Raw genomic sequence first — 5,886 nt, 5'->3', positions numbered from 1 at the left:
GCCCCGTTGATCACCATGGGTCACAATGAAAAATATTCTCTATAAGCCGCGTACTATTTCGTTTTCTTTAGCCTTTGCCGCTATCTTCCTTTCCGCCTGTGAGGCGCCGGTTGAGGTTGGAACAGGCTGCGATGCCCTGGTCGGCGATGTGGTCATCAGTGAGATTATGGCCAATCCAAGTGGCGCCGACGGCGATGGCGAGTGGTTTGAAATCTACAATGCAGCCAGTCGGCCGTTGGTACTCGACCGCTTGGAATTGCGGCGTCTCTCATTCAACAGCGATGGCGGTATTGAAGTTAAGCAGCACTATTTGCGAAACCTCGGCACCTTGGAAGCCAATGCGTATTTTGTGTTGGGCGATGGCGTCGTGGGCGTTGAACCCATCGATTACGATTATGCACCGCTTGATGGGCTGACCAACGAAAACCTGGGTGCCTTGGGCAACACGAAGGGCGGCATTGCGATTGCTTGTGGCGGCGCTCTGATCGACGAAGTTTGGTATGGCACAGATGACGGTTTGCCGGAGCCATCTGAAGGTAGAAGTTTGTCTCTTGAGGGCGACGTGGCGCCTGATTCTTTACTCAACGACAGTGCAACCTATTGGTGCGAAGGCGCAACAGAGTACTCGGATGGAAATTTTGGAAGCCCCGGCAGTGCAAACACTGCGTGTGGGTTCGTCAGTTGCAATGGTGAAGACGGACCGCGGGATATCAGCGACCCAGTCTTGGGAGACCTCGTCATCAGTGAGGTCCTTATTAACCCTGATGGTACCGATACCAATAAGGAATGGATTGAGATTTATGTAGCGGGCTCCGACTCAGTAGACTTGAACCGCCTCGTCATTACGTCGACCCGTGCCGATGCCAGTGATGTGGATAGCGCCGAAATCTCAGGCGTGGCTTGTGTGCAAGGTAATCCGGGGGATTATCTCGTTATCGGTGCTTCTGCAGACACAAGCATCAACGGTAACTTGGTCGTCGATGCCGTTGCGCCAGGGCTTGCATTCTTTAACGATGCCCAGGCTACCATCGAAATTACGCGCCGTGGTGAACTCCTCGACCGTGTTGTGCTTGAAGAGCCAGAAGCAGGCCGCAGCTGGTCTCTAGATGGTGGCATGCTTACCCACGATGGCAATGATTTGCCAGGTGCGTTTTGCCAGAGCCCACTTGAAGAAAATACCGCGTTTGACGGCGTAGGAACCCCGGGTGCAGCGAACGCACTTTGCGGTACCGTGAGCTGCATGGACGCCGATGGTATTCGGCCCGTATCTGTTGCAGCTGTGGGAGACTTGATTGTCTCAGAAATTCTTATCGATCCATCCAGTACAGACGGCGGCAAAGAGTGGCTTGAAGTGTATGTGGCGGCAGCGCAGCCCGTAGATTTAAATGGGCTTACGATCACCAACGTCAAAATGGATACAGGCAGCAGTAAAGATTTCACACTTACCAGTGAAACCTGCTTAGCGGCTCAGCCCGGCACTTATGTGGTAATAGGCGCTTCCGCAGACGAAACAATGAATGGTGGAATCACACCTCTGGCCATTGACGATACGCTGAGTTTTCTAAACGACTCCGAGCTTCGAATTGAAATCGCGTTTGGGCAAAGCATAATTGATTTCGCTATGGTTCCCGACACCGCAAGCGGGCGCTCGGCAAGCCTCCAGCCAGGAAGCCTCTCTGCTGATGCCAATGATGTTTCTAGCGCATTTTGCGAATCGCAAACATCGGGCAGTTATGAAGGCTATGGTACTCCCGGAGCAGCCAACCTATGCGGCGCATCTTGTGTGGGGACCGATGGCCCCCGAACGCTGACCTTGCCTGATGTGGGCGAGGTGATTATCTCAGAGGTATTTGCAAACCCCGATGGTTCAGACGCAGGCCGCGACTGGGTGGAGTTCTACAACACCTCTGATGCCGTCTTCGACCTCAATGGCCTAATCATTGAAGCCCATAAAACCACGGGCAGTATGACTGACGAAACCATCGAGAGCGATGAATGCGTATCGGTTGAACCGGGAGGCTATATTGTTATTGGCGGGCAGGGCGCAGCAGCTGAAGGTGTTCCCACCGCGGCCACCATTGGTTCTGCGACGGCTACCTTATTTTACGTCAGTGACCTTACGCTAAAACTGGTGAACGCTGACGGTTCGATCCTGGATGAAACCGCAGGACCATTTGATCCTACCTCGGGTGCGAGCTATTCACTCGACCCGGCGCAATTGGATGCAACGGCAAATAATGATCTGAATAATTGGTGCGTGGCCACCCAGAGTGTTCCTGCGGAGCTTCCTTTATTGGGAACTCCGGGCTCAGCGAACCCAATCTGCGGGGAGTAATATCCAAATGAAATATGCGATGATAATCGCGGCAGCCCTTTTGGGCGGCTGCGGCGGTGAAACTTTGACCCAATCTTTATGCGGTCCCACTGAGGGCGTTGTAACGAATGTGGTCGATGGCGATACAGTTGATGTTGAAGCTGGCGGCGAGATATTTCGTCTACGATACCTCAATCTCGATGCCCCAGAGCTCAATAGCAACAGCAGCGACCCAGCTGAGTGTTTGGCTGAAGAAGCCAAGCAAGTGAATGAGGACTTAGTCCTCGGGCGCTCGGTGACCATCGAGTACGACCAAGAATGCAAAGACCGCTATGACCGCCTATTGGGTTTTGTCTTTCGCGGAGAGCGCATGGTGAATTTTATTTTGGTGGAGCGAGGTTATGGGCAAGTTTTATTGATTGAACCCAATTATAGCTTAGCTGATGAATTTCAATCGTTGGAAGCTTTGGCAAAAGAGCAGAGCGCTGGAATCTGGGGGGCATGCGAATGAAGCGCTTCTTATCCCTTGGGATTCTATGGCTGGTAATATGCCTAAGCTCTGTTGCGCAGGCACGTGAATACGGCACCTACGTCTTCATCAATACGTGTGACGACCTCGAAGAGTTCCTGTTGCAAACAGATATTACGGAAGATGAATACGAACTTTTGGCTGCGTTGTGCGAGCGCCCAATGAATATCAATGGCGCTGACCGAGATATGCTCTACGATTTGCCAGGAATGACCTACGGCGTTGCACAAGAGATGATTAACTACCGTTCGGAGCACGGTGCATTTGCTCGTGTTGGAACTTTAATGCAGGTAGCAGGTGTCACAGACGCTCTCTTAGCCCAGATAAAGCCATTCATTCAGGTGAAATATGGTGGTGATATTTATTCTGATGCCATGGGCGCTGCGGGGCAAATAGAAGAAGAGGATCCGCTACAGCTAAAAGTGAAGGTTGGGTCCATTTTACGGAAGGGAACTGGGCGTGCAGAAGACCAATTAAACCTTGCTGCTGAGCCGCCGGCAACACCTTCTTTTATGCTCGATGCTCACGGCACAGCACTGTCCACTTTCGGGTTTGGTGTGGCCGCTTTGATGACTCGGCTTACAGATGTGTCTTGGGACAACAGCCGCGGAGCCTTGCTGGGTGCGCCCTCGTCAGAGTTTGACTTGCATTCGGTGTTTGTCTCCGTCCGCGAAAATAGCTGGAGTGGCATCGTGGGCTCTTATGATGTGGGCTTTGGAGAAAAACTGGTTTTTGATACTACCCGCACTCGGCATCCTCACGGGTGGCGGCACGCTAAAGGTCTGTACCGTAACAATGAATCTGGGCTTTACCGTTCTTCGGCACCGCTTTTTGGAGCAGCACTAAGCTTGGAACAGGCAGACTTTGAGTATGGCTGGCTAGATGCAACGGTATTTGCCTCGTACCAAACTGAGAATTTGTATCAGTATCAAATGCGACACGGCTTAGATGCACTCTATCTCCCTGAAGAAGGCGGCGAGAATACGTGTGGAAGCAGCACAGACTGTCCTGAAGGTTACACTTGCGGCGAGGACAATATGTGTCACTCAAGCCGTATTTATGACCCTGAAACGGGGACCTCTTATCAATACCAAACGATAGCCAATGCGTTTCGAGAATTGGTTACCGGGGCGAATGTTACCTGGAGCTTAAATGAGAGCACGAGTCTTTCGGTGACAGGTTATCGGGGTGAAACTCGATTTGTTGTGGCCGAGCCTGCGGAGCCTGAATTTTCAGGAACCACTACCAACCCACGCAGACCGGTTTACGGTTCTGTGGGTGTGAGTGCGCGCTGGGGCAACGACTATCTCGATGCAGGGCTTTCCTATGCCTACAGCGACACGGGTGGTCACGCTGGTCTTCTACGCGCAGTCTGGGAACCGGCCAAATCGGCGGAACTCACATTGACGGGGCGTTATTATACGCATCTTTACGATAATCCCTATGCGCGTTCTTATGCTGCAGCCAGTACCACCTTTGGTAGCCGTCGCCGCAATGAGCGGGGGGTTCGCTTTCAGTCTAGCCTTGATCCTACAAAGTGGCTGCGATTGGTGACGTCGGCTGATATATTCAACAAGATTAAACTCGATGTGTATGATGACGAAGGTGGGCTTCAGTGGCTCGATAATGATGTTTGGGACATGCGTGTACGTCAATCCGCTATTTTCGATTTGTCCAAAAAAGAGCGGCTGAACCTTACCTACAACTACAGCGATAATGACATCGGTGAGGGTGGACGAGATGAAGTTTACAGCGGGGAAGAACGTTATGAACTTGGCAGTGCCTCCTATGATGAGTTTCAAGGAGATCTCTACATCACTGGGAAGGGTGCTCGGCATTCCTGGAGTACAGGGATCACCACAGAGCGTTTAAAGGGCTACCGCTTTTCATTCCATTACCGCGGGGCAGCTCAAGACGTTTCGAATTTTGATGATAAAATGATGCTCACGCATAGTTTTCGGGGAAGTATTTCGGCAAAGCCTATTCGGGGCGCATTGGTCCGTTTAAGTGTGGCCCATGCTTTGGAGCAGGTGGCTGTTAAGTATCCAAGCCTTATCGAGGATATCCCAGACGGTTACACTCTGGGCACTCCTGATGGCACGACCTCAGCTTACCTGGATTGGCGCCAAAACCTTTCTGATTGGCTAAGCGTTAGAGCGCGCTATTCATTGATTTCCTACGGCAACACCATTCAACCCGTATACGAGGTTTCTGAGAGTGGAGAAGTTGTTCAGGGAGAAACTCCGGCAGGAGCAGGTGAGCGCACAGGACGGTACGATACCTACCATATAGGCTCGATTGAAATGACGTTCACTTATTGAGATCTCTGTCTTAATACTTAATGTATTATACTAAAGAGATATCTTAGGTGTAATATTTTAAATAGATTACACTGAAGGTATGTTGGTCGACGCCGAAGAATTTAAAGGCAGCGGTTTAGTCCCCGACGCGGCCCTTGATGTATTTAAAATTATCTTCTTTGAATTGATTCAGTCGGGTGTCGGTGCATACCTTTGAACGCGTCGCGCTTGCTTCTTCCTCGGCTTCACTGCGGCTTTGATAGCGCTTTGCGTTTACCCAGAAAGTGCTTCCATCGGGAGAGACTAATATTTCAACATCACCACCTACCACATCCTCTGTGATGGAAGGGATAGCGTCTCGTGTCTTTTCTGCGACACCGCCAGTGATAAATACGTCGCTGTATTTCTTAAGCCGCTGGTACACATCAGCAGCGGGGTGTTTGTAGGGGTTGTTGTGCCCCGAGGAGACCACAGAGACACTTGGCTGCATCACTTCGGTAAAACATGCATTGGAGCTGTGACCAGAACCGTGGTGATTGACGCGGTAGACCTCAACGCCTCCTACATCTTTCGAGATGTAAGATTCGATATCATTGTAGCTTGAACTTACGGGGCCAAAACGGCGGACGATATTTTCGCCGCCTAAATCGCCAGCACCAAATAACTCGAAGTCTCCCAGAGTAAGCTTAAGGCCAACGGAGTAATCGTTTTCTGTGGGTGGATTCTTTTTAAAGAAGGCAGGG

4 protein-coding genes are annotated in these 5,886 nt (G+C 51.2%); 3 read left to right on the top strand and 1 reads right to left on the bottom strand.

Features of this window, described 5'->3' with window-relative positions; all coding sequences use genetic code 11:
• The first annotated feature begins 25 nt into the window (after positions 1–25).
• The 3 genes from HOK28_15220 to HOK28_15210 are packed head-to-tail and all read left to right on the top strand — an operon-like array spanning position 26 to position 5,164.
• Positions 26–2,335, top strand: coding sequence for a lamin tail domain-containing protein (locus HOK28_15220; protein MBT6434448.1), 2,310 nt, complete (start codon positions 26–28; stop codon positions 2,333–2,335).
• A 19-nt stretch (positions 2,336–2,354) separates the two neighbouring features.
• Entirely contained in the window at positions 2,355–2,825 is a 471-nt protein-coding gene (locus HOK28_15215) for a thermonuclease (protein ID MBT6434447.1), read from the top strand.
• On the top strand, positions 2,822–5,164 hold the full coding sequence (locus tag HOK28_15210) for a helix-hairpin-helix domain-containing protein (protein ID MBT6434446.1): 2,343 nt from the start codon (positions 2,822–2,824) through the stop codon (positions 5,162–5,164). The genes HOK28_15215 and HOK28_15210 overlap by 4 nt, the downstream gene beginning before the upstream one ends.
• A gap of 115 nt (positions 5,165–5,279) precedes the next feature.
• On the opposite strand, the gene HOK28_15205 is transcribed toward HOK28_15210, so the two are convergent.
• On the bottom strand, positions 5,280–5,886 hold a 607-nt coding region (locus tag HOK28_15205), incomplete at its 5' end, for a hypothetical protein (GenBank protein ID MBT6434445.1).

It is taken from the genome of Deltaproteobacteria bacterium (genome assembly GCA_018668695.1).
GTDB lineage: Bacteria > Myxococcota > XYA12-FULL-58-9 > XYA12-FULL-58-9 > JABJBS01 > JABJBS01.
This window is presented reverse-complemented; position numbering and strand designations above follow the sequence as displayed.